This is a genomic window from Acidimicrobiales bacterium (genome assembly GCA_041394265.1).
Classification (GTDB): domain Bacteria; phylum Actinomycetota; class Acidimicrobiia; order Acidimicrobiales; family SZUA-35; genus JBBQUN01.
In genome coordinates this window covers 439,811-463,537 of sequence record JAWKIO010000005.1, presented here as the reverse complement: position 1 = coordinate 463,537, position 23,727 = coordinate 439,811, and the positions used below count along the sequence as shown (strand labels likewise).

Genomic DNA, 23,727 nt, shown 5'->3' with positions numbered 1-23,727 from the left:
AAACACCATGGAAGCCGTCACCACGAAGACCCTCCACCTGTTCGCCGGTCGACACAACCCCGAACTCGCCGATGCGGTCGCCGAGGCGCTCGGCATCACGGTCACGCAGGCCCACCTCAGCCAGTTCGCCAACACCGAAACCCACTGCCGGTTCGCCGAGTCCGTGCGTGGGTCCGACGTCTTCATCATGCAGGGCCATGGTGCGGTCGAGGGGCAGTCGGTCAACGACGCCATCTTCGAGCACCTGATCATGGTCGACGCCGCTCGCCGCGCCTCGGCCAAGCGCATCACGGCGGTCATGCCCTTCTACGGCTACGCCCGTCAAGACCGCAAGTCCGAAGGACGCGAACCCATCACGGCCCGCCTGATCGCTGATCTGTTCGCCTCGGCCGGTGCATCGCGCCTGGTGTCGATCGATCTCCACAGTGGTCAGATCCAGGGCTTCTTCAACGGACCGGTCGATCACCTGACCGCCATGCCGGTGCTGGTCGATCATCTGAAGAGCTACGGCTCCGACCTCGTCGTGGTGTCGCCCGACGCCGGACGGGTGAAGGTGGCCGAGCGCTACTCCCAGCATCTCAACGCCGACCTTGCCATCGTCCACAAACGACGCCTCCACGGCGTGAAGAACGCCGTCGAGGCCAAAGACGTGGTCGGCGACGTCGAAGGGCGCGACTGTGTGCTCATCGACGACATGATCGACACTGCCGGCACGATCTGCTCCGCTGCCGAATTGCTCATCGAGCGAGGTGCCGCCAGTGTCACCGCCGCCGCCACGCACGGGGTCTTCTCCGGACCGGCGATCGACCGGTTGAAGAACTCGGTCATCGACCGGGTCGTGGTCACCAACACGCTGCCGATGCCGGCCGAGAAGCAGTTCGACAAGCTCGAGATCCTCTCCGTGGCGCCCCTCCTGGCCGACACCATCCGCGCCGTGTTCGAAGACGACTCCGTCAGCCGCATTTTCGGCGGTGAGAACCAGAACTGAGCCGGGTGGGGGAGTCGGCATCGGACGCTAGGCTGCCACCCTTGTACTTGGGCCCCGTCGCGGGCTCCGTGAGAACGCACCAGAGGATCGACCATGACGACCGTCGTCGCCAGCATCAGCAATCGTGAAACGGGCACCGGCCCCTCGCGCCGGATCCGGGTCGAGGGCGGCATTCCCGGCGTCGTCTACGGTCTGGGTCAGGAGCCCGTCGCCGTGTCGGTTGGCTACGCCGAGCTGCGCGACGCCCTCAAGGGCCCCGCCGGCCTGAACACGGTGTTCAACCTCGACCTCGATGGCACCCCCACGCCGGTCATCCTCAAGGACCTGCAGCGCAACGCGGTGAAGCGCACCGTCGAGCACTGTGACTTCCTCCGAGTCGACAATGACGTGCCGGTCAAGGTCACCCTCCCGGTCCACCTGGTTGGTCGGGCCTCGAAGATTCTCGACACCGGCGGCATCGTCGAACAGAAGATGTTCCAGATGCGCGTCAAGTGCGCCCCGAACAACATCCCGATCTCGATCGAGGTCGACGTCTCCAAGCTCACGCCTGATTCCCGCATCTCGGTCGGCGACATCGACCTGCCCGAGGGCGTCACCGCCCTCATGGGCGATCGCATCACCGTCGCCGCTCCGGTCGTCACCCGCGCCTCCAAGATGGCGCTGGACGAGGATGAGGACGAAGAGACCGAAGGCACCGAGGGCGGCGACGCCGCTGCCGAGGTTGCCGACGACGCCGAGTAGTCGTCTCCATGGCCCTCCTCAAACGACTGGCGGGAGAATCGCCTCGGCGAGGCACTCCTGCCGAGTTGTTGGTGGTGGGGCTCGGCAATCCTGGCGGTGAGTTCGACGGCACACGACACAACGTCGGTGCCGAAGTCGTCGCCCTGCTGGCCGAGCGGCATGGCAGTGGGCTCAGCAAGTCGAAAGAACGCGCGCTCAGCGCCGAGGTTCGCATCGATGGCCACCTCGTGGCGTTGGCGTTCCCGCAGACCTACATGAATCGGTCGGGTGAGTCGGTGCGCCTGCTCACTCGGCGCCACGGCATCGAGGACGGCGCCGCGCTCATCGTCGTGCACGACGAACTCGACCTCGCCGTCGGCCGGCTCAAGCTGAAGCAGGGTGGCGGACTGGCCGGCCACAACGGCCTCAAGTCGATCACGCAGCACGTCGGGACCACCGATTTCGTCCGGCTGCGGGTGGGAGTCGGCAAGCCTCCGGCATCGCAGGTCGGCCGGGACTGGGTGTTGCGCCGCCCGAGCAAGGCGGAACGGGTCGAACTCGACGTCGCCGTCGCTCGCGCCGCCGACGCCGTCGAGCAGTTCCTGCGTGACGGTCTCGACGCCACCATGAACGTGGTGAACCGACGCGAACAGGATTGATCGCTCGATCCGCTCCTGACCTGCCACACTGAGGGCATGAGGAGCCCCCGTCGATGGCAGTGAAGCGTCTGCTGGCCGTCGTCGTCGCCGTCGCTCTCATCACCGGTGCCGTGGTGATCCGACGCTTCATCGACGACGGTGGCGAACTCTCACTCGGCGGGGCGTCCTCGACGATCTATTGCGACTCGGCCCTGGCCGACGCCTGCCGCTCGGTCTTCGATGCGGCCGACCTGAAGGTCGAAGCGCCCGGTGTCACCCTCGATCGGTTCCTCGACGATACCGATGACGGGCCCGTCGTGTGGATCGCCGCCGACCTGTGGTTCGACATCCTCGCCAGCGAACAGCAACGGGTGCGCGCCAGTGCCGAGGTCACCAGCACCTCCGGCCCGATCGTGCACTCGCCGTTGGTGATCCTCGGCGACGTCTGCGCACCGGCCGCCTGGTCGTGTTTCCTCGACCTCGATCGCTCAACCGACGCTGGTCTCGATGCTCTCGACACCTCCGCCGGTGTGGCGGCGTACACCCAGATCGCAGCGGTGAAACTGGGGACGCAGACGTTTGCCACGAATGACTTCGATCTGGCGTTCAACGAGTGGCGGAGGAACCTCGACGCCAACACGACCTTCAGCCCTGCGCGCGTTCCCGTGCTCGACATCTACCTGACACGACGCGGCACCTACGACCTGATCGCCACGACACAGGCCCAAGCGAACCAGCTGGGTCGGAGCGCCGAGCTACCGACCGACGCCGGGCCGGAGCTCGAGGTGGGTGCCGTGGCGCTGAACGGGGCCCGCCTGCCGGGTGCGCTCGACGATCTGGCTTCGGCGCTGGTCGCCGACGGGTGGACCGACGGAGCGGCGCCCGACGCCGAACGGCCATCGGGCGGCGCGATGCAGGCACTGCGATCATGAGGGGAACCGCCGGCCGACGTCTCGACGTTGACAGACACACGCAGCAACGCTGGTCCACCCAGCGACGCTGGTCCACGCGGCAACGCCGGGCGAACATGAGGGAGCATTCGTGACAGAGACACAGCTGACGAGCAAGACCCGACGCCAGCGACGGGGTGCCCCAGGTGCGGCCCTGCTGGCGGTGGCCCTGGCCGCCGCCGCATGCTCCGGTGGGGGCGGCAACGCCGACGGGCCCGGCGACTGTGCTGCGGTCTACACCTCGGTGTCGTCGGAGAAGATCCGGCTGATGACCGACCTCGCCACCGAGTTCAACGACTCCGATGCCGAGCTCGCCGACGGCACCTGCATCTACGTCGAGGTGCAATCCAAGGCCTCGGGTCTCGGCGCCCAGCTGCTCGTCGAAGGGTGGGACGAGCTGGCCGACGGCCCTCGCCCCGTGATCTGGTCGCCGGCATCGAGCGCCTGGGGGTCGGTGGTGAACCAACTCCGCGACGACGCCGGCGCTGCCCCCGTCGTCGGCGACGGCACCCCGTTCATGGTGACCCCGCTCGTGATCGCCATGCCCGAACCGATGGCCACCGCGCGCGGTTGGCCCGACGAACCCATCGGTTGGTCCGACATCCTCGCCCTGGCGACCGATGATCAAGGGTGGGCGGCCTACGGCCATCCCGAGTGGGGCGAGTTCCGACTCGGCAAGACCAACCCGAACTTCTCCACCAGCGGTCTCTCGGCCCTCATCGCCCAGACCTACGCGGCGGCCGGCAAGACCGAGAACCTCAGCACCGAAGACCTGGGCCGGGCCGACGTGCGAGCCTTCGGCGAAGGCGTCGAGTCGGCCGTCGTCCACTACGGCGACACCACGCTCACGTTCATGAACAACTGGTACAAGGCCGATCAGCGGGGTGCAGCACTCGGCTACGTCGCGGCGGCTGCCGTCGAGGAGAAGTCGGTGATCGACTACAACTCGGGGAATCCCGACGGTCGCCTCGACCCGGGCGAGGAGCCTCGGCCGCCGAAGGTGCCACTCGTGGCGATCTATCCCGAGGAGGGCACCCTCTACTCTGACAACCCGCTGTTCGTGGTGCAGGAGGACTGGGTGACGCCGGAGCAGGCCGAGGGCGCAAGGGCGTTCATCGACTTCGTCCAGCTCGAGGAAAACCAACAGAAGGTGCTCGAGTTCGGGTTCCGTCCCGGCAACCCGAGGGTCGCGCTCGAGTCGCCGGTCTCACCCGAGTTCGGGGTCGACCCGGCCCAGCCTCGGGATCTGCTGGAGGTTCCCGACCCACAGGTGATGACCCAACTGCTCGACCTGTGGCAGTCCCAGCGCAAGGGCGCTCGGGTCACGCTGCTGCTCGACGTGTCCGGGTCGATGGGTGATGGTGGTGGCAACGGCATGACCAAACTGGAGCTGGCCAAGGAAGCCATCCTCAGCTCGCTCGGCGAGTTCGCAGCCGATGACGAAGTCTCGCTGGTGACCTTCACCGACGATGGTGCGAACGGCGAACCGATGATCACCGAGATCGTTCCATCCGGTCGTTTCGCCGACAACGCCGCGGCCATCGAACAGCGGCTGGGCGGCCTGTTCCCCCAGAATGGCACGCCGCTCTATGAGGCGGTCCAGCAGACCTACGAGACCGCGCTCGACGGCTACGACCCCGATCGCATCAACGCCATCGTCGTGTTGTCCGATGGGGCGAACCAGGACATCCAGGCCTCGGACGACACCGATCAGCTGAACAACCTCCTGGCGACGCTGTCACGGGGGAGCGAGGGGCAGGGCAGTCGCCCCGTCCGGGTGTTCCCGATCGCCTATGGCGAGGGTGCGAGCTTCGACGTGCTGCAGGCAATAGCCGACGCCGCCTCGTCAGCCGTCTATGACGCCAGCGACCCTCGTTCGATCAACAAGGTGTTCGCCGAAGTGATCTCGAACTTCTAGCACCATGAGCCTGCGAGATCGCTTCTTCACCAAGCCGGTCGCCGAGGCGATCATGAGCCCCGAGGGCATCGTCGGCATCGGCGTCGGCACCGCTGTCGGGATCCTCGCCGGCGTGCCACTGGTCGGCGCGGCGCTGATCGGGGTCGGTGTGTGGGGTGCCCGAGTCGCCGTCGCCATCCCTCGCGGGCCGGTGAAGGAGCGGATCGACCGGCGGACCGTGTCAGGACCGTGGCAGGACTTCGTCGACGAGGCGCTTGCCGCCAAGAAGCGATTCGAGCTGGCGGTGAAGCGCACCCGCCCGGGCCCGGTGCACGACCGGTTGCAGGTGCTCGGTGCCCGCATCGAGCGCTTCGTCGACCACTCCTATCGTGTGGCGCAGAGCGGCCAGCAGCTCAGTGAGGCCCGCCAACTCATCGACCACGATCGCATCGTGCGCGAGCTCGCGTCGCTGCAGGCCGGCGCTGTTCCGCCCGAGGGTTCGGCACGGGCCCAGGCCGTCGCTGCGCTCCAATCGCAGCTTGCGACCGCTCGCCGCTTGGACGACACCATCGGGTCCACGCGAGCCCAGTTGTTGCTGCTCGATGCTCGCCTCGACGAGTTGGTGACCCGCTCGATCGAGCTGTCGGTCACCGGCGGTGACGCCGAATCGCTGGGCAGTGTCGAGCGTGATCTCCAAGACGTCGTCGATGAGCTCGAAGCCGTGCGCTTGGCGGTCGAGGAGACCGGCTGACCCGAGGACGCCGTCGAGCGAGGGCGAGGGAGGCCGGACGGCGGGCGCGGATGTGTGGGTCATGTGGAGATCCGGGTTGCCGAAGCTGTCCGCATGGCTCCTCGGAGTACCGTTTCGGATGTGTATCTGCGTCGTCACGCCACAGCGGTGATCGCAAAGCTTGCGGCTATTCCGTTCATGGTCGCGCTCACGCTGCTGCTGCTCAGCGATCGTGCACCGGGGCTGACCCGGAACGAAGTCCGCAAAGGCCTCCTCGTGGGGCGCAGGGTCGAAAGGCGCACCGGAATCGACATCATCGATCATGGCGATCTCCCCTTCAGCTGGGAGCAGCTCGGCCATGCCGGCCTGTGGGCGATTGCCATGGTGCTGGCCGCGGCCGTGTTCGCTCGCCGGGCGTCGATCGTGCAGATCGCCAGCGGAGTGATCGCCGCCTCGGCGTCGTTCGAACTCGCCCAGTTCTTCTTCACCGCGAGCCGGCACCTCGAGTTCGCCGATCTCGAGGCGAATGTCGTCGGTGTCGCCATTGGTGCCCTGGTGGCAGGAGTCCTGTCGATCGTCGGGGGCAGTCGCCGACGTCGGGGTTTCGCAGCGAGCGGGGAACGCTGACAGCTCGGAGCCGCGGCTGTGGCCCGTAGCATCACGGGGTGAGCTTCGCCGCACTGCCACGTCTGGTCGCCGACGATCCAGCGATCAACCGGATCATCGGACGCGCTTCCACGGTGCTGGCCGTCCCCGACCCCGCTCGCGCCATCGCGCTGGCGGCGATCGCAGTCGGCTCCGAGCGGCGTCCGTTGGTCGTCGCCGTGCCCACCTCGGCCGATGCCGACCGCCTGGTCAACGACCTCCGGGCGTTCGTCGGTGCCACCGACGTTCTGTACTTCCCGGCCTGGGAGACGCTTCCGTTCGAGCGGGTGAGCCCGTCGATCGAGGCGATGGGCCACCGGCTCCGCACACTGTGGTACCTCCGCCATCCCGAGCGCAGCCCACGGATCGTCGTCGCTCCGGTGCGCGCACTGGTGCAGCGGCTGTCACCGCACGTCGACGAGGTCGAGCCGGTCGTCATCGCGCCGGGCATGCAGCTCGATCCGCAGGACCTGGTCGAGCAGTTGGTCGGCGCCGGCTATCGACGCGAGGCCCAGGTGGAACACCGAGGCGAGGTCGCGATTCGCGGCTCGATCGTCGACGTCTTCCCCTCGACCGCCGACGGTCCCGTTCGTGTCGACCTGTGGGGCGACGAGGTCGAGCGCCTCAGCCGGTTCACCGTTGCCGACCAGCGTTCCACCGACGATCTCGAGCGGGTCGAGATCTTCCCGTGCCGCGAACTGCTCCTGACCGACGAGGTTCGCGCTCGGGCCGAGGAGCTGATCTCGTCGGAGCCGTGGGGCCGCGAGCAGTGGGAGCGCCTGTCCCAGGGCCTCGTCTTCGACGGCATGGAATCGTGGTTGCCGTGGCTCACCGACGACGACCGGGTGCTCCCCGATCTCCTCGACGGTGATGCGATGGTGGCGCTCGTCGAGCCTCGTCGCATGCGTGATCGAGGTGCGGACCTGCTCGCAGAAGAGGCCGACCTCGCCGACTCGCTCGCTCGGACCTGGGGCGCTCTCGATGCCGATGAGCACCACGACTTTCTTCGCCTCCATCTCGACTTCGATCGGATCCTGGCCAAGACGGCCGCGCCGGTCATCACCGTGACCGCCATCCCCGAGAGCCCCGAGGTGGCGGTGCTCGAGGCATCGGGGTGGGACGCACCCGGCGACGCCCTTGCCGGTCGACTGCACAAGGTGCTGAGCGACGGTGCCAGTGTGATCATGACCGCCGACGGCGCCGGTTCGGCTGATCGGCTCGTCGACCTCCTCGGCGGTTGGGGGTTGCATCCGAAGCGTCACGCCACGACCGACGAGCGTCCCCGATCCACGCCACTCGGTCCCGGCGGCCATCTGGTGATTGCGTCGCTCGAACGAGGGTTCTTCCTGCCGTCCGTCGGCCTCGGTGTCATCACCGAGAACGAACTCACCGGACGCCGTCGAGCGCACCGCAAAGCTCGACCCAAGAAGCGCCAGACGGATGGCTTCTTCGACGACCTGACCCCCGGCGACTACGTCGTTCACCACCAGCACGGGGTCGGTCGGTTCGCCGGCATGGTCAAGCGGGCCATCGGTGGGCACGAGCGTGACTACCTGCTGCTCGAGTACCGCGGCGACGACAAGCTCTACGTGCCCAGCGATCAGATCGATCTGATCCGTCACTACACCGGCGGTGATTCGCCGTCGCTGCACAAGTTGGGTGGCAGCGACTTCGCGAAGTCGAAGGCCAAGGTTCGGTCCGAGGTTGCCGAGATCGCCCAGGAGCTGGTGGTGCTCTACCAGCGCCGGATGGCGGCCGACGGCATCGTGAGCCAGCCCGACACCCCGTGGCAGGCCGAGCTGGCCGAGGCGTTCCCCTACGAGCTGACCCCGGACCAGGCCGCCGCCATCGCCGATGTCAAGGCCGACATGGAGCGGCCGGTTCCCATGGACCGCCTGGTCGTCGGTGACGTCGGCTTCGGCAAGACCGAGATCGCCATCCACGCCGCGTTCAAGGCCGTGCAGTCCGGGCACCAGGTAGCGGTGCTCGTGCCGACCACGTTGCTTGCACAGCAGCACTTCCAGACCTTCACCGAGCGCTATGCGCCGTACCCGGTCCGGGTCGAGGTGCTCAGCCGATTCCTCACCAACAAGCAGGCCAAGGAGGTCATGGCCGCCACCGCTGCCGGCGAGGTCGACGTGCTCATCGGCACCCATCGCATGCTGTCGTCAGAGCTGAAGATGCCCAAGCTCGGGCTTCTGATCGTCGATGAGGAACAGCGCTTCGGCGTGAACCACAAGGAGTCCATCAAGCAGCTCAAGACCGACGTCGATGTGCTCACGTTGTCGGCCACCCCGATCCCTCGAACGCTCGAGATGAGCCTCACTGGCATCCGCGACCTCTCACTGCTCAACACGCCCCCGGCCGATCGCCAACCGATCCTCACCTACGTCGGCGAGGAAGACGAGCGTGCGGTCACCGAGGCGATCCGGCGCGAGCTTCTCCGTGACGGCCAGGTGTTCTACGTCCACAACCGAGTGCAGAGCATCGAGAAGGTGGCGAACGACATTCGCAATCTGGTGCCCGAGGCTCGGGTGGCCGTGGCCCACGGACAGATGGACGAGGGAACACTCGAGAAAGTCGTCTACGACTTCTGGGAGAACCACTACGACGTCCTGGTCTGCACCACCATCATCGAGTCCGGCATCGACATGCCGACCGTCAACACACTGGTGGTCGATCGGGCCGAGCTGCTCGGTCTCGGCCAGCTGCACCAGCTTCGAGGCCGCGTCGGTCGGTCGGGCCAGCGGGCGTACGCCTACCTCTTCACCCGGCGAGATGCGTCGCTGTCCGAGGAGGCCTACGAACGGTTGAAGACGATCGGTGAGGCGACCGAGCTCGGCTCCGGCTTCAAGATTGCGATGCGCGATCTCGAGATTCGAGGCGCGGGCAACCTGCTCGGCAGCGGCCAGTCCGGCCATATCGCCGCAGTCGGGTACGACCTGTACTGCCAGCTGGTCACCGAAGCCGTCGCTGAGCTGAACGGAAACCCGGTGCAGGGCCCGGTCGAGATCAAGCTCGATCTGCCGATCGATGCCCACCTGCCGAACGAGTACGTCGCCAACGAAGCCCAGCGGCTCGAGGCGTATCGCAAGCTGGCCGCCGTCGGCGCCGAGACCGAGGTCGATGACATCCGCGCGGAATGGGAAGACCGGTATGGCCCCATCCCGCTGCCCGCCGAGCGGCTGCTCGACGTGGCCAACCTCCGCGCCGCCTGCCTGCGGGTCGGGGCGCGTGATGTCGTCGTCGTCAAGGGGCCCGGCTTCGGCGCGCCCGAGTGGATCGCCAAGCTCGGTCCGGTCCGACTCAAGGCGTCGCAGGAAGTCCGCTTCAAGCGGCTCTTCCCCAAGGGCACCTGGAAGCCGAACGAGTACGGCACCGATGGCGGTCAGCTGCAGGTCGGCCTGATGCGCAAGAACGACACCGCCACCGATCTGGTGACCTTCCTGGAGACGATGTTCCCCGTCGAAGCATGACTCGGTGCCGGTGCCGGTGCCGGTGCATGGCCGGCAGGGCTCGATCCGGGTGATTTGAAGACCCGTTTCACAACCCGTAGCGTGCGGTTGTGAGCGACTCAGCAGCGACCCAGACGCCAGCGACCGAGATCAGCGACCCTGCGGCCTTCCGCCAGGCGGTGCGCTCGTTCTTCGACACCACCGTGCCGGCGGTCCTCGACGGTGTCAGCGGCGACGTCGCCCGGGGCAAGGCGTATCGGGCGGCGTTGTTCGACGCCGGGCTCGCCGGGCTCGACTACCCGAAGGAGTTCGGCGGGCAGGGAGCGACGCCGGAGCAGCAGTCGATCTTCGCCGAGGAGAGCGAAGGGCGGGTGCCGACGGAGCACTCGGTCTTCGGGATCGGCACGGGCATGGCGCTGCCGGTGCTACGAGACCACGGCACCGACGAGGTGAAGCGACGGTTCCTGGCCCCCGGTCTGCGAGGCGACGAGATTTGGTGCCAGCTCTACTCCGAGCCGGGTGCCGGGTCCGACCTGGCGTCGCTGTCGACCAAGGCGATCCGCGACGGCGATGAATGGGTCGTCACCGGTCAGAAGGTGTGGACCTCCGGCGCCCAGAACGCCGACATCGCCATCATGCTCGTCCGCACCGATCCCACCGCTCCCAAGCACCGTGGCATCTCGATGCTCATCATGCCGATGCGTCAGGACGGCGTCACGGTTCGTCCGCTACGCCAGATGACCGGCCACGCCGAATTCAACGAGGTCTTCTTCGACGAGGCGCGGGTCCCGGCGGATTGGGTGGTGGGTGAGATCAACGATGGCTGGCGGATGGGTGTTGCGCTCCTGGCCCACGAGCGGGTGCAGACCGGCGTGGCGTCGATGAGCAACGCCGGAATGGAGCGACTGTGGTCACGGGTCCCGATTCCGGTCGTCCAACTCATCGACCTGGCTCGCCAACGCGGCCGACTCGCCGACCCTCTGGTGCGTCAGGAACTCACCCAACTCTGGATCAACGAACAGATCGTGGGCTTCCTGCGAGAACGCAACAACGATCCGGCAGTGGCCGTCAGCCCGTCCATCGGCAAGCTGTGGCGAACCATCCAGGGCCGGGCGGCGGCCGACTTCGCCGCCCGTATCGAGTTCCCGGCGTCGCCAGCCTGGGTCGACGGCGACGCCGATGCCGAGTTCTTCGCCTTCCAGTTCCTCAACTGCCGGGGAATGAGCCTGGGTGGCGGCACCGACGAGATCCAGAAGAACACCCTGGGCGAGCGGGTGCTGGGGCTGCCGCGAGAACCTCAGGTCGACAAGAACGTGCCCTTCAACGAGATGCTGAAGGGAATCTGACCATGCTGCAGCCCTTCGACGTGCTGCCGAGGACGACCGCAGAGCCCGATGCCGAGGCGATCTGGACCGACGACCGAACGCTGTCGTGGGCTGAGCTCGAGGAGCGGTCCCGCCGATTCGCACAGGGATTGCGCTCAGTGGGCGTGGACGCCGGCGACCATTGGGCGCTGTTGGCCCGCAATCGATTCGAATGGGCCGAGCTCTCCATCGGCAACGGCAGGGCTGGTGCTCGCTCCGTGCCGCTCAACTGGCACCTGACGGCGAGGGAGATCGCCGAACTGCTCGAGGATTCGGGGTCGAAGCTGTTGGTGGTGGCCGACGAGCTCGCCGACGTCGGCCGGGCAGCAGCGGCCATCGTCGGTCTCGACCAGATCCTCGTACTCGGTGACGACTATGAGGCGTGGCTCATGCGCCAATCGAGCGACCCGCTAGAGGACGGCCCGCTCGGTTCGCCGCTCCAGTACACCGGGGGCACCACCGGTCGCTCGAAAGGCGTGATCCGCTCGGACCAGGCGGGGCGTGCGTCATCGCTGGCCGAGACCTACAGCCGCTGGGGAACGCTCACCGGGATGCCCCGGGGTCAGCAGATGCTGTTGTGCACCCCGGCGTACCACGCACTCGGTGGTGCGGTGCTCCGCACGGCGCTCGCCCGAGGCTGCCCGGTGGCGATCCTGGATGCGTGGGATCCCGAGCGAACCCTCGCCGTCATCGCCGAGCGCCAAGTGGTCGGCACCGCCATGGTGCCGACCCAGTTCATCCGACTGTTGAAGCTCGAGGAGTCGATCCGCAATCGCTTCGACGTCTCGTCGCTTCGATGGGTGCTCCACACCGCGGCGCCGTGCCCGAAGTGGGTGAAGCAGGCGATGATCGAGTGGTTCGGCCCGGTCATCACCGAGCTGTACGGGTCGAGTGAAGGTGTCGGCCCGGTCATCGCCACCGCGCCGGAGTGGCTGGAGCGGCCGGGCACGGTCGGGCGAGCCACGGCCGTGCTCGAGCTGTCCATCCTCGATGACGACGGGGACGATCTGCCGCCCGGCGAGGTCGGGACGATCTATGCCCGCCGCACCGACGGCGCGCCGTCGTACCACGATGATCCCGACAAGACGGCGGCCATGGTGCGGCCTGACGGAAGGTTCACCGTCGGCGACGTCGGATGGCTCGATGCCGAGGGCTACCTCTATCTCGCCGATCGCCGGGTCGACCTGATCCTCGTGGCAGGCTCGAACATCTACCCCGCCGAGGTCGAAGCCGTGCTGAGCCAGCATCCCGGTGTCGCCGACGTCGCCGTGTTCGGCATCCCGCACCCCGACATGGGGCAGGAGGTGAAAGCCGTCGTCGAGCCGGCCCAAGGTGTCGAACTCGACGTCGACGACCTGCTCACCTTCGCTCGATCGCAGTTGGCGTCGTTCAAGGTGCCGAAGTCGGTCGACGTCGTCGACGCCTTGCCACGCGAAGCGAGCGGGAAGCTGAAGAAGCACAAGTTGCGAGATCCCTACTGGGCGACCGAGGAGCCGAGCCGATGACCGATGACCTGACCATCGAGCGTCGAGACGCCACGGCGATCATCACACTGGACCGACCTGACAGTCTCAACTCCCTCTCGCCGGCCATGATCGAGGGATTGCCGGCCGCCGTCGCAGCGGCGGCTGCCGATCGCAGTTGTCGAGCCATCGTCATCACCGCCTCGGGGGAGCGGGCGTTCTGTGCCGGGATCGACGTGAAGTCGGTCGCGGCACGCGACGCCGCCGGTGCCGACGGTGGCCTCGATCCGGTGGTGGCCGCGTTCGAGAACCTCGATGCCGGGCTGGGCAACATCGTCCGCATGATCCACCGCGTGCCCGTCCCGGTCATCGCTGCCGTGAACGGCCATGCCGTCGGTGCAGGGCTTGCCATCGCGGCGGCCAGCGACCTGCGGCTGGCAAGTACGGCCGCGACGTTTGCCGACGGGTTCGTCAAGCGGGGCATCTCCGGCTGCGAGATGGGCCTGTCGTACTTCCTGCCCAAGCTGATCGGTCCGGCGCTGGCGTTCGACCTGATGCTGAGCGGTCGGCGAATGCTGGCCGACGAGGCACTACGAGCCGGCCTCGTGAGTACCGTCACCGAGCCCGGCGAACTGCTCGACCGGGCCTGCGAGCTGGCGGAGCAACTCGCCGAGAACGCGCCGATGGCGCTCTCGACGACCAAGGAGGTGATGTGGACGAACCTCCACGCCCCCAGCCTCGATGCCGCGCTGGCGCTCGAGGCACGGAATCAGGTGCTGATCCGTAGTACCGCCGACGCGGCCGAGGCCCGCCAGTCCTTTCTCGAGAAGCGACCGCCGTCGTTTGGCGTGCCGACGGGGCAACGACCGCTGACCTGAACCATCTGGGGTCGAGCGGTGCCGCTCAGCCCAGCAGCACCGAGGCGAGTGACTCGTCGATGGTGCCGAACTCGGGTTGGACGACGTGGATCGGTACGCAGCGAAGATCGTCGTCGAGATGGGAACGCAACGTTTCGACGAGCGCCGCCGCCCCGCGGCTTCCCTCGCGCCCGACTGCTCCGGTGACGATCAGCCGGTCCGGCTGCACCATCCGGAGGAGGGGCCCCAGTGCACGACTGAGCCACTCGGTCGAGCGGCGGGCTGCTTCGATCGCATCCGGATCGCCTCGATGCACACGATCGATGACATCGACGCCTGCGTCGAGCTGGATGTCGGTGAGCTCGCGGTAGACCCGCACGACGGCCGCCCCGCTCGACACGGTGCCGAGGCAGCCTGTCCGTCCGCATTCGCACGGCCGGTCGTTGCCCTCGACCGGCAGGTGCGCGAGCCGACCGCTGCTCCCGAGGCGGTTGTCGATGACCTCGCCGTCGACGGCGAGCATCAGACGGGACTGGTTGCTGATCTGGATGATGGCGACGAGGTCCGAAGCCGGTGGCTGGATCACGTCGAGCGCCCGTGCGGCGAGCGCTCGTTCCGCGCTCGTCGTGGATACCTGGATCTCCGGGCCGAGATGCTTCGCGAACAGGGGAGCGAGGGCAACGTCGGTGGCGCGCCACGCCGGCGTCTGCAGTACCAGCTGCCGTGACTCGTCGACGATGCCTTCGATGGTGATGGCGAGGGTGGTTGCGGCCCCGACTTCGGCCCCCTGGTCGGTGACCATCGTGCGAACGGTGGTGGCAAGCGACCGAACGAGACGGGCGGGTCCCGGTCCAGCCACGTGCCGCTGACGTCGGAACTGCAACAGCCCACCGAGCGCATCACGCACGACGACGTGATGACCGGCGAAGCGGATCACGACCTCGACATGCAAGCTGCCCAGCGGGTCGAGCCGATACTCCGAGGGTCGGCGGCCAGGACCCGGGCGTTCGCTCGGCGCCTCGATGACCTGTGCTGCGTTGACAAGATCGCCGAGGATCGGGCCCAGCGCCTGCGGGGTGAGTGAGGTCCGTTCGGCAAGCTCGGATCGTGTGGCCGCCCGGCCGTCCGCCAGGGATTGCAGCACCAGCTCGGCGTTCGCGGCGCGAATGCCCGCCGGTCGAACCGCAACGTGTCGCTCTCGATCTGCCACCGTGGCAAGGCTAGGCCTGATCAGCCGCCTGGTGACACCAACGGTTGCGGAGCATCGACCACGAACGAGGGAGCGACGACGCAGATCGGTCGATCCGTGAGGCGGTCGCCGAGCTGGGCCCGCAGGGCGTCGACGAGGCGCATCGCTCCCGGACTTTCCGGACGGCCGACGCCGCCACCGGCGCAGACGATGCGGTCGGGTCGCAGCATGGCGAGGATCGGGGTCACGCCGCGGGCCAACCAGTCGATCGAGACCTGTGCGGCCTCGATGGCCCGTTGATCGCCTTGGCCGATGCGATCGATGATCTCGGCCGGCGTGGACACGCTGGTGTCGCCGGCCGCTCGGTAGTGGGCGACCACGGAGCGGCCGCCCGACACGGTGCCGAGGCAGCCGGTCTCGCCGCACTCGCAGCGCAGCTCGTTCCCTGGCACAGGGAAGTGGGTGAGGAGGCCGCCGTCACCGAAACGGTTGCCGACCAACTCCGAACCCTTGGCGAGCATGAGGCGCGTCTCGAAGCCCACGTGGAGGATGGCGACGAGATCATTCGGCCCGTGCTCGATCTGCGTCAGGGCATGCATCGCCTGGGCCCGATCGACGCTGGTGGCCGTGACCTCGATCGGCCGGCCGAGTTCATCGACGATGGCGTCGACGACGTCGACATCGCGCTCGTCCCACGCCGGCGTGGTGCCCACGATCCTTCCGTGCTCGCCGATGGTGCCCTGGACGGCGAACTCCAGGTGGGCGAGCCGAGCCATGTCGAGACCGAACTCGTCGGTCGTGCGGCGCAGCACCGAGACGATCGCTGCGATCAACGGAGCGGCGAGGGGGCCGGCCTCATATCGGTGGCGCACCGTGGCGACACGTCGGCGCAACGCATCGTCGATCAGGACGAAGAAGTCGACTTGCCGTACCACGATCGACGCCGTGAAGGATCCGGTGGGATGCAGCGCATACTCGATGGGTGGTCGGCCGGGCGTCGAGGTTTCTCGCGTCTGCTCGGCCACGAGACCTGAGGAGACCAGGTCGGCGAGGATCGCGCCCAGCGCCTGCGGGCTGAGCGAGGTCCGCTCTGCGAGTTCGGCACGAGATGCCGGCCGCCCGTCGGCGAGCCGATCGAGGACGAGGGCGGCGTTGGCCAAACGAAGCGAGGCCGGGCGCATGGCCTCATGGGCATCGTTCATCTGACTCGGCATGAAGCAGCAGCCTAGGGTGTGACGCAGCCCGGATCCGAGTTGAGAGAAACAAGGCGCACGAACGATGACCCAGGTGACCAGCAAGCGACTCCGCAACCAGCTCTGTGAGCGTCTTGGTGCCCAGGTGCCGATCTTCGGTTTCACCCATTCGCTCGACGCCGCCATCGCCGTTTCGCGATCCGGTGGCATCGGCATCTGGGGAGCAACCCGGTCGACGCCGGGTGAGATCGAGGAAGGCGTCAGCCGGATGGCCGCCGAGCTTGGCGATCTGCCCTACGGACTCGATCTCGTGATCCCACCGGGAATGCCCGAGCGCGACAACCGCGACGAGATCGAGGCGGCGATCCCCGATGCGCACCGTGCGTTCATCGGTGCCATGCGCGAGAAGTACGGCGTGCCCGACGACGACACGCCGGGGATGCGGTCTCGCTTCGTCCGCAGCGAGCAGATGGCGCGCGAACAGGTCGATGTGGTGATGGACTCCTCGATCAGCGTGCTGGCGTTGGGCATCGGAAGCCCCGAATGGGTGATCGGTCCGGCGAAGGAGCGAGGCAAGACCCTCGTCAGCCTGGTTGGCCAACCCAAGCATGCGTTGAAGGCGCTGCAGGCCGGCGCCGACATCCTGGTCGCCCAGGGCACCGACGCCGGCGCCCACACCGGTCCCGTCGGCACGTTCTCGCTGGTTCCTCAGATCGTCGATGTCGCCGGTGATGTGCCCGTGGTGGCGGCGGGCGGGGTCGCCACCGGCCGCCACATCGCTGCGGCCATGGCCATGGGGGCGGTCGGGGTGTGGCTGGGGACGGCCTGGTTGTTCTGCGAAGAGGAGCACCTCGAGCCGCAGGTCCTCGACAAACTCATCGCCGGTGGGTCGGCCGATGCGATCATCTCCCGGGCCGACTCGGGCAAGACCCTGCGTCAGATCCGTACGGCGTGGACCGACGAGTGGTCGGCGCCGGGCGCGCCCGAGCCGCTCAAGATGCCATACCAGGACATCCTGGTGGGCGACATCCTCGGCCAGATCGAGCGCCACGAGATCCAGCCCCTCATGCATTCGCCGGCGGGGCAGAGCGTCGCCTTCTTCGATCGTCGCACGACCGTGCACGAGGTCATGAGCGACCTCGTTGCCGACACCGAGGCGGCGCTCGACGCGCTCGCCGATCGCACTCGTTGATGGACGAGCCGCTCGACGACCTGGTGGGGCTCTTCGATGGCGTTCGCGTGCTCGAGATCGGCCAGTTCGTCGCCGCACCGATCGCCGCCGAACTGTTCGCCCACGGCGGAGCCGATGTCGTGAAGCTCGAACCGGTGACCGGCGATCAGACACGACAGACCGATCCGCTGCGGACGGCCGATGGTTCGGCTTGGGGCGACGGCCGCCAGTACGTGGTCAAGGCCAGGGGGAAGCGGGCGATCCCCCTCGATCTGTCGTCCGTCGAGGGTCGGGACCTTGCCAGGTCCTTCGCCCTTCGAGCCGACGTGTTGATCACCAATCTGCGTCCGGGGACCGCGTCTCGGTTGGGGCTGGACTTCGACACATTGCGCAAGGACAACCCGCGCCTCGTCTACGGCGAGATCAATGGCTATGGCGACACCGGGCCGTTGGCCGATCGGCCGAGTCTCGATCTGATCGCTGCGTCGTGGAGCGGATTGCGGCTCTCGACCAACACCGACGACGAGGGACGTCCGGGACACTACGAGGCGTACCTGTGCGACTACATTGCCGGCCTGCTGCTCGCCTTCGGTGTCGCTGCTGCGCTTCGCCATCGTGAGATCACCGGTGTCGGCCAACGTGTCGGCACCTCCCTCGCACACGCAGCGCTGTTCGCCCAACACCGTTCGGCCAGCGTGTTCGAGTCGACCGACGGATGGAAGCGCGAGCTGGCGGCACGACGGGAGTCCGGCGAAGGCTTCGCCTCGCTGCACCGCGACCGCGTGCTGCGGACCTCACCCGTCGTGTTCTTCATGACCACCTACGACACCAGTGACGGCGCCGTCTCGGTCGGGGCCACCGGCGCCATGGGCCAGCGACTGTGCGACTTGTTCGGACTCGTGGATCCCCGCACCACGCCGGCTTGGGCCGACCGCGACAGGCGTCCCGTCCTGCTCGAATCGATCCGCCGGCAGCTCGCGGCGGCGATGTCGGCGGCGACGACCGACGATGTCCTCGCTCGGCTCGACGCCGCCGGGATCCCCGCAAGTCCGGTCCGGACCCTGGAACAGGTGCTGCTCGACGACGACGCCCACGCCGCAGGTCTGATCTATACCGCCGACCATCCAACGCTCGGTCGCTACACCATGCCGTCGGCCCCGATCACCTTGAGCGGTACCGACTACCGTGCCCGCAGCATGGTCGCGGCACACGGTGAACACACCGAAGAGTTGCTGGCGGAGTTGGGCTACGACCAAACGACGATCGAGCGCCTCGTCGCCGATGGCATCGTCGCCCGGCAGTCGGCACCGTGAACCTCCCGTCACGGCCGATGAGAAGGAGCAGCCGATGAACTTCGATCACGATGATGCAACGCTTGCCAGGGTTGCGGCACTCAGTGCCTTCATCGAGAACCGAGTGCGACCGGCGGAAGCCGATGTCGCCGGCGAACGCACGGCCGACCCGACTCGGCAGCCGCCGACCGTCGAACGCCTGAAAGCCGAGGCGAAGGACGCGGGGCTGTGGAATCTCTGCGTTCGTGATCCTCGCTATGGCCCCGGACTGTCGATGGTCGAATACGCACCGCTCGCCGAAGTCCTGGGAACGTGCGCGCTCGCCCAAGAGGTCACGAACAGTGACGCCCCGAGCAGCGTGAACGGTGACGCGTTGGCCATCTATGCCTCCGACGAACAACGTGAGCGGTGGCTCGAGCCCCAGCTCGACGGCGCAATCCGCTCGGGCTTTGCGATGACCGAGCCGCATGTGCCGTCGTCGGACGCCGCCAACATCTCGATGTCCGCCGTCCGGAACGGTGACGACTGGATCCTCAACGGTCGGAAGTGGTGGATCAGCGGGGTGCTGCACCCGAACTGCGCCTTCGTGATCGCCGTGGCGTGCACGGATCCGGACGCTCCCCGCCATCACCGTCAGAGCCAGTTCATCGTGCCGCTCGATACACCTGGCCTCACGATCGTCCGCAACCTGCCCAAGTTCGGCTACCTCGACGACCATGGCCACTGCGAGCTCGAGTTCGACAACGTCCGGGTCCCCGGCGATGCGCTCCTCGGTGAGATCGGCGGAGGGTTCGCCATCGGTCAAGCTCGACTCGGACCGGCGCGTGTGCAGCACTGCATGCGAACGATCGGTCTGGCTGAGGTCGCCCTGTCGCTCATGTGTGAGCGGGCCGAGGACCGCTCGACCTTCGGTCAGACCGTGGCGAGTCGAGCGAACGTACAGGACTGGATCGCCGAAGCGCGGATCCAGATCGATGCCGCGCGTCTGCTGACGTTGCGCACTGCGGCGCTCATGGATCGCGACGGCGACAAGGCGGCAGCCCCCGAGATGTCGGTCATCAAGGTGCAGGTGATGCAGACGGCGACGACGGTCGTCGATCGGGCCATCCAGGTGTTCGGTGCGGCGGGCGTCTCCGACGATGTCCCACTCGCTCGAATGTACGCCCAGCTGCGGTCGCTGAGGATCGCCGACGGACCGGACGAGGTCCACCTGATGGCCATCGCCCGGCGCGAGCTACGCCGTCAAGCCGAACGGCGTCGCCACTGAACGCCTCACGGGATCAAGTCAGTCGACCAACACGTGTAGCGGAGCGTGCAACTGTTGAGGTCCATCACCGTCGATCGTGTACGTGACCACGATGTCGAGTTCGTAGTCACCGGGCTCGATGTTCGACGGATCGAGCCAGAACCGCGCGACGTCGCGCTCGTCCTCCATCAGGACCGCATCGTGATGCAGGCTCGTGAACGATCGTTGCGGGTAGTAGACCGGCAGCTCGCCCTGGACCGACACGCTGAAGTCCCGGATGTCGTCCCGGAGGCCCAGGAAGCTGAGCGACACCCAGTTCCGGGCGCCGTCACCCAGCGCCGGCACTCGGGCGCTGTCGGTCAGCAGCAGGAACGGGCCGTCGCCCGGAGTCCGTTGCTCGACGTGGATCGTCTGGGTCCCGGTCTGGAGCTCGCCATCGAGGCGCCACGACACGATCAGCTCGAGATCGAATGCCTCGCCGGCATCGGCGCCAGGATCGAGGAAGAACATGGTGGCGTCGATCTCGTTCGCCGAGAGTTCCGATCCGCCAACCAGCTCGGCATGGCCGAGCGACGGGTCCTCGTACGCAACGGCGACATCGGCCGAACTCGGCACGACCGTGACGGAGAAGTCGTCGAGGTCGGCCTGTGAGGTCCAGCTCAGCGAGACCCACCGATCCAATCCCTCGATCCAGGGCAGTGACATGTCGGAGAGCAGGATCGGCTGGGACACGTGCACACGATCGGCCGGCGGCTCCTGGGCGTCGGCGGTCGGCACCTGACCCGTGAGGCTCACTGCCGCGGCGGCAGCGACGACCAGCGCACGGCGGAGCAGGGCCATGTCACTCACCGACTCACGGTCGGCACGTCTCCTGGTAGCTGTACAGGATCGAGTCGCGAAGGTCTTGATCGCTGTTCACTCGAGCTCGGAACTCGTGGTACTCGTCCTCGGTCAGACCGGAGTCGGTCAGTTTCTCGCGGAGGGCTTCCTCGCGACCGTCCTGCGTCTGGAACGTGCGTCGCTGCAGCTCACAGATCCAGGTGGCTTCGAAGCGCACCATGGCGCCGTCAGCCTCGCTGAGGAGCACGTCGGGGGCGGCGGCGATCAGGGTGGTCGACGTGGTGGCGGCAGCGAACTCGTCATCGACGAAGGCCAGGTTCGTGACATTCGACGACTCGTCATCGGCCACCGCCTCGCTCCCGCCACACGACGCGAGGAGCAGCGCCGATGCCCCGAGCAGGAGGGAGAGGCGGGCGAACGGTGTGGTACGAAAATGGGAGTGCGAGGCCTTCACACCCTCTGTATCGGGCGATTCGAGGTGCAATTGAGAACTACTTGCTCCTCTCGCCTGGCTACTAACGTGGCCGCTATGACGAATGACACACATGATCAGGCCGTGCATCTCGATGGTGCCCCTCTGGATCTGGCGTCGCTGGTCGACGATCTCAACCGACTCCTGCGGCTTCGGACCACTCCGATCGGCATGAAGATGTTCACCACGGTCGAGGAGATGGCGGCGATCCCGAAGATCCGTCGCCCATCGTCGATCCACACGACCGACCAGATCGTCGGCATGGCCGCCCGGCTCAACTGGACCGTGGGGATCACCAACGACGACCTCGTCGGCGCCCAGTGCGGGGCCGTCATCGGTCTCCACCCACGTGACGACGAGTGGCTGTCGGGGGACCGGATGGCGGGCGTGTGGTTCGAGACCCTCGAGGATTCGTCGTCGCATCAGCATGCGATGCATACGGTGCCGTTCGGGACCTATCAGGCCATGGCCGTCTCGCCGTTGGCGACCGGGCGCCTCAACCCGCCCGACATCGCCCTGATCTACGCCACACCGGCCCAGATGATCCTCTTGATCAACGGGCTGCAGTGGTCCGGCTACCAGAACTTCGAATGGGGGTGCGTCGGGGAGTCCTCGTGCAGCGACTCGTGGGGGCGAGCCCTGTCGACCGGCCAGCCGAGCGTGTCGATCCCGTGTTTCGCCGAACGGCGCTATGGCGGGGTGCAAGACGACGAGCTCCTGATGGCGATGCCGCCGGCCTTCCTGCCGAAGGCGATCGCCGGGCTCGAGGCGCTGTCTCGCAATGGTCTGCGCTACCCGATCCCGAGCTACGGCGTCCAGATCGACGCTCGCGCCGGACTGGGGGCCTCCTATGGATGAGCAACGACTTGCCGGCACGGTCGCCGTGATCACCGGCGGCGCCTCGGGGATCGGGGCAGGAACGGCCCACCGGTTCGTGGCCGAGGGCGCGTCGGTCCTGATCGCCGATCTGAACGCAGAAGCCGGCCAAGCTCTCGCCGACGAACTCGGCGACCGGGCGGCCTTTCTCCAGACCAATGTCGCCGTCGAGGCCGACATGGCGGCGACGGTGGCCGAAGCGCTCGACCTGTTCGGCCGCCTCGACACCTATGTCAACAATGCCGGATTCGGCGGGGCGCTCGGCCCGATCGCTTCGACCAGCGTCGACGACTTCGATCTCACCTTCGACGTGCTGGTGAAGTCGGTCTTCCTCGGGATCAAGCACGCTGCGCCCGTGCTGTGTGAGCAGGGGAGTGGGTCGATCATCAACACCGCGTCCGTGGCGGGCCTCAGCGCCGGGTTCGCACCGCATCTGTACACCGCAGCGAAGACCGCCGTGATCGCCCTCACGGAGACCGTGGCGCTCGAACTGGCCGAGTCGAACGTGCGCTGCAATGCCGTTGCGCCGGGCATGATCATCACCCCGCTGGCCTTCGGACGACCCGACGCCACCGCCGAGCAGCTGGCGGCGCTCCGTCAGGCCTCGGCCGGCGGTCAGCCGATGCCTCGACCCGGTGAACCGCGAGACATCGCGGCGATGATCGCGTTCCTCGCCTCGGCCGACGCCGAGTGGATCACCGGTCAGACCATGGTGGTCGACGGTGGCATCTCGGTCGGCCCGAAGTGGGAGAACCTCCCGGAACCCTTCCGCACGCACCGCCCGATCCGCCACCACCGACCTCCCGGTCGCTGACACTGCTCACCCGACGCCGACGCTCCTCACCCGACGCTGCCGCCCAGCCCACAGTCGCCGGTTCGTCAGAGGAGGAACCCGGGCGGGTTGGTGTGCTTCAGCACGGCGTCGAAGCGTGGGGCGAGCGACGCCACCATGTCGTCGTGGGTGAAGATCCAGAACTCCTCACCGAGGATCGCCTTGACAACGAGGTCGGCCACACCCTCGGGCGGAAGCCCGGAGGCCAGCGCGTCGAGAACGAACTGGTGCCGTGCCTCGGCCTCGGGGTCGGGCTCGGTCAGCGCGTTCGGGGCCGCCCACTCGGGACGGTTGCGAGCCGACTGTCCGATGTCGGTGTTGATCCACCCCGGACACAGGCACGAAACGCCGAGGCTCGAACCCGAAGCCCGCAGCGAGTTGTAGAGACCCTCGGTGATCCCGACCACCGCCCACTTCGACGCCGAGTAGGCGCTGTGGCCGGGGAAGTGTCCGGCCATCGACGCCGTGTTGACCACGTGGCCGTCGCCGTGTTCGAGCATGTGGGGAAGGAACGCCTCGTGCCCGTGGACGACACCCCAGAAGTTCACGCCCATCACCCAGGTCCAATCAGGCAGGTGCACGTTGCCGGGCGCCGCCGAGAGGCTCCCGCCGCCGACGCCGGCATTGTTGCACAAGACGTTGACCTGGCCGTAGGTACCGATGGCGGCCGCGGCCAGCCGATGCACTGCGTCGGCATCGGCGACATCGGTGACGATGCCGATCGCGCTCGCCCCCTCGGAGGTGAGCGCGTCGATCTCGGCCACCGTCGCATCGAGGCGAGGCGCCTCGACATCGGCAAGTACGACGTTCATGCCCTCCTGTGCGAAGCGGGTGGCGAAGGCTTTGCCCATGCCGCTGGCGGCTCCGGTGACGACGGCGGTTTTACCTTCGAGTGTCTGCATGGCGCAG

21 protein-coding genes are annotated in these 23,727 nt (G+C 67.5%); 16 read left to right on the top strand and 5 right to left on the bottom strand.

Translation table 11 applies throughout. The features are described 5' to 3' along the window. Positions 1–7 precede the first annotated feature (7 nt). From R2733_02290 to R2733_02240, 11 genes are all read left to right on the top strand, one after another. The gene (locus R2733_02290; GenBank protein MEZ5375310.1) at positions 8–988 is read left to right on the top strand and encodes a ribose-phosphate diphosphokinase; all 981 of its coding nucleotides are present in this window, start codon (positions 8–10) and stop codon (positions 986–988) included. A gap of 93 nt (positions 989–1,081) precedes the next feature. Then, positions 1,082–1,729, top strand: a complete 648-nt coding sequence (locus R2733_02285) for a 50S ribosomal protein L25 (GenBank protein MEZ5375309.1) — start codon at positions 1,082–1,084, stop codon at positions 1,727–1,729. A gap of 8 nt (positions 1,730–1,737) precedes the next feature. Then, the gene (gene pth / locus R2733_02280) at positions 1,738–2,367 is read left to right on the top strand and encodes an aminoacyl-tRNA hydrolase (GenBank protein MEZ5375308.1); all 630 of its coding nucleotides are present in this window, start codon (positions 1,738–1,740) and stop codon (positions 2,365–2,367) included. A 53-nt stretch (positions 2,368–2,420) separates the two neighbouring features. Further along, on the top strand, positions 2,421–3,278 hold the full coding sequence (locus tag R2733_02275; GenBank protein MEZ5375307.1) for a hypothetical protein: 858 nt from the start codon (positions 2,421–2,423) through the stop codon (positions 3,276–3,278). Positions 3,279–3,387: 109 nt separating this feature from the next. After that, on the top strand, positions 3,388–5,214 hold the full coding sequence (locus tag R2733_02270; protein ID MEZ5375306.1) for an extracellular solute-binding protein: 1,827 nt from the start codon (positions 3,388–3,390) through the stop codon (positions 5,212–5,214). Positions 5,215–5,218: 4 nt separating this feature from the next. Beyond that, on the top strand, positions 5,219–5,944 hold the full coding sequence (locus R2733_02265; GenBank protein ID MEZ5375305.1) for a hypothetical protein: 726 nt from the start codon (positions 5,219–5,221) through the stop codon (positions 5,942–5,944). Positions 5,945–6,064: 120 nt separating this feature from the next. Then, positions 6,065–6,550 carry a hypothetical protein gene (locus R2733_02260; protein ID MEZ5375304.1) on the top strand — a complete coding sequence of 162 codons (486 nt, stop codon included), beginning with the start codon at positions 6,065–6,067 and terminating at the stop codon, positions 6,548–6,550. Between the two features lie 326 nt (positions 6,551–6,876). After that, a complete protein-coding gene (gene mfd / locus R2733_02255; protein ID MEZ5375303.1) occupies positions 6,877–10,044 on the top strand; it encodes a transcription-repair coupling factor in 3,168 nt (1,055 codons plus the stop codon). Positions 10,045–10,133: 89 nt separating this feature from the next. Beyond that, a complete protein-coding gene (locus tag R2733_02250) occupies positions 10,134–11,369 on the top strand; it encodes an acyl-CoA dehydrogenase family protein (protein ID MEZ5375302.1) in 1,236 nt (411 codons plus the stop codon). A gap of 2 nt (positions 11,370–11,371) precedes the next feature. Beyond that, entirely contained in the window at positions 11,372–12,892 is a 1,521-nt protein-coding gene (locus R2733_02245; protein MEZ5375301.1) for an AMP-binding protein, read from the top strand. After that, positions 12,889–13,728 carry an enoyl-CoA hydratase-related protein gene (locus tag R2733_02240; GenBank protein MEZ5375300.1) on the top strand — a complete coding sequence of 280 codons (840 nt, stop codon included), beginning with the start codon at positions 12,889–12,891 and terminating at the stop codon, positions 13,726–13,728. Before R2733_02245 ends, R2733_02240 begins: the two co-directional genes overlap by 4 nt. Positions 13,729–13,753: 25 nt before the next feature. On the opposite strand, the gene R2733_02235 is transcribed toward R2733_02240, so the two are convergent. Together R2733_02235 and R2733_02230 are read right to left on the bottom strand one after the other, a co-directional pair. Beyond that, positions 13,754–14,917, bottom strand: a complete 1,164-nt coding sequence (locus R2733_02235; GenBank protein ID MEZ5375299.1) for an ROK family protein — start codon at positions 14,915–14,917, stop codon at positions 13,754–13,756. Between the two features lie 20 nt (positions 14,918–14,937). After that, the gene (locus tag R2733_02230; GenBank protein ID MEZ5375298.1) at positions 14,938–16,110 is read right to left on the bottom strand and encodes an ROK family protein; all 1,173 of its coding nucleotides are present in this window, start codon (positions 16,108–16,110) and stop codon (positions 14,938–14,940) included. Positions 16,111–16,183: 73 nt separating this feature from the next. Here R2733_02230 and R2733_02225 point away from each other — a divergent pair, with 73 nt between their 5' ends. The 3 genes from R2733_02225 to R2733_02215 are packed head-to-tail and all read left to right on the top strand — an operon-like array spanning position 16,184 to position 19,819. Then, positions 16,184–17,281, top strand: coding sequence for a nitronate monooxygenase (locus R2733_02225; protein MEZ5375297.1), 1,098 nt, complete (start codon positions 16,184–16,186; stop codon positions 17,279–17,281). Further along, positions 17,281–18,573, top strand: a complete 1,293-nt coding sequence (locus R2733_02220) for a CoA transferase (protein MEZ5375296.1) — start codon at positions 17,281–17,283, stop codon at positions 18,571–18,573. The genes R2733_02225 and R2733_02220 overlap by 1 nt, the downstream gene beginning before the upstream one ends. A 34-nt stretch (positions 18,574–18,607) precedes the next feature. Next, on the top strand, positions 18,608–19,819 hold the full coding sequence (locus R2733_02215) for an acyl-CoA dehydrogenase family protein (GenBank protein MEZ5375295.1): 1,212 nt from the start codon (positions 18,608–18,610) through the stop codon (positions 19,817–19,819). A gap of 18 nt (positions 19,820–19,837) precedes the next feature. Here R2733_02215 and R2733_02210 read toward each other — a convergent pair whose 3' ends face one another. Then, positions 19,838–20,647, bottom strand: coding sequence for a hypothetical protein (locus R2733_02210; GenBank protein MEZ5375294.1), 810 nt, complete (start codon positions 20,645–20,647; stop codon positions 19,838–19,840). 4 nt (positions 20,648–20,651) lie between these two features. Beyond that, a complete protein-coding gene (locus tag R2733_02205; GenBank protein MEZ5375293.1) occupies positions 20,652–21,092 on the bottom strand; it encodes a hypothetical protein in 441 nt (146 codons plus the stop codon). Positions 21,093–21,167: 75 nt separating this feature from the next. On the opposite strand from R2733_02205, the gene R2733_02200 reads away from it, so the two are divergent. Next, the gene (locus R2733_02200; protein ID MEZ5375292.1) at positions 21,168–21,968 is read left to right on the top strand and encodes a DUF169 domain-containing protein; all 801 of its coding nucleotides are present in this window, start codon (positions 21,168–21,170) and stop codon (positions 21,966–21,968) included. Continuing rightward, on the top strand, positions 21,961–22,800 hold the full coding sequence (locus R2733_02195; GenBank protein ID MEZ5375291.1) for a glucose 1-dehydrogenase: 840 nt from the start codon (positions 21,961–21,963) through the stop codon (positions 22,798–22,800). Before R2733_02200 ends, R2733_02195 begins: the two co-directional genes overlap by 8 nt. Before the next feature lie 65 nt (positions 22,801–22,865). Here R2733_02195 and R2733_02190 read toward each other — a convergent pair whose 3' ends face one another. Further along, complete coding sequence (locus R2733_02190; protein MEZ5375290.1) at positions 22,866–23,720, bottom strand: SDR family NAD(P)-dependent oxidoreductase; 855 nt, start codon at positions 23,718–23,720, stop codon at positions 22,866–22,868. Positions 23,721–23,727: the final 7 nt, after the last annotated feature.